Annotated in this window: 1 protein-coding gene; it reads right to left on the reverse strand. The window is 57.7% G+C overall.

Annotated features, from left to right (window positions below):
* Positions 1 to 34: 34 nt before the first annotated feature.
* A partial coding sequence (locus tag AC4BAP_RS19275) for an IS4 family transposase (RefSeq protein WP_490584310.1) occupies positions 35 to 1163 on the reverse strand: 1129 nt, incomplete at its 5' end.

Below are 1163 nucleotides of genomic sequence, written 5' to 3' on the forward strand. Positions count from 1 at the left end.
TGGGGGTAGGGGCCACTACTGTTCGAAACCTTACTTAGGTGACTAGTTTTTCCATTTTAGCTGGGTTGCCGCCACATATTAGCACAATCTGCTTTATTATTTCAGTGTCCAGTTCCTCTGTAAAGCGCAGCTTGGCGCGGCGGTCGCTGTCGAGCTTGTTGAGTTTGCGGTAAACGATCAGAAGCAGGGCCACAATCAGGGTCATGTAGAGCATGACCTGAATGCCGTTCTGGTCTCTGGTGACCAGATGTTCCAGCTGCAGGTGCTGCTTTAGGAACTTGATGAGCACCTCGATCTGCCAGCGCTCCTTGTAAACGGCCGCCACCTGATAAGAGTCAAGCCAGGCGACATTGGTTACAAACCAGATCTGCTCCCCTGAGTCCAGCCTGGCCTGGATCAGGCGCAGGGGCTTTTGAAGGTAACTTCCGGGCCTTTCCCGGAAACGGACCCATTCATCGCCCAAGACGGTGAGGGTGGCCTGCTGTGGTCTGGCTGCCACCGCCAACTGCTGCTCTTGCAGGTAGTGGGACCCCACTTTGCAACGGGTCACAAAACACCTGCCCTGCGCGTCGAGCACCTCCAGTGCCTTGCGCGACTGCACGCCCCGGTCAAAGACCACGATGCCCGAGCGGGAGATCTCATCGGAGAGGATCGTCTGGGGAAGGGCGCAGTCCTCGCTCAGGGCCTGCCGGTTGGTAAAGATGCGCACCTGGCAGGGCAGGCTGCCTTTCATGCCCAGCGTGCACTTGAGCTGACCTATCTGCTTGCTGCCAGCACGCGTGCGCATGCTCCACTCAACCAGCTGCGCCGAGACCGCGATCAGGGTAGAGTCATAGCGAACGAGTGCCTTTTGCTCGCCCAAATAGCGGCTAAAACGCCCAAAGAGCAGGGAAAAGATGGCCCTAAAGAACTCGGGCCGCATCGACACGATCCGGTCCCGGATAGAATTGTGGCGCGTGGTTTGCCCTTGCTTCAAGTCAGCCAGCGTGCGGAAGCGCAGCGAGCAGAAGAGCTCCTCCATCACCCGCAGGCTCGCTTTGCCCCCTTCCAGCAGCGAGAGCAAAAGCAGCTGGAACATCACCCTGCCGCTGAGTTTTTTGACCTGATGGTCCACCCGGGTCTGGGCTGCCAGTTCAGAAAGATCCTTATCCGGAATAAACAAA

The sequence above is a fragment of the Pontibacter sp. GD7 genome (genome assembly GCF_058216375.1).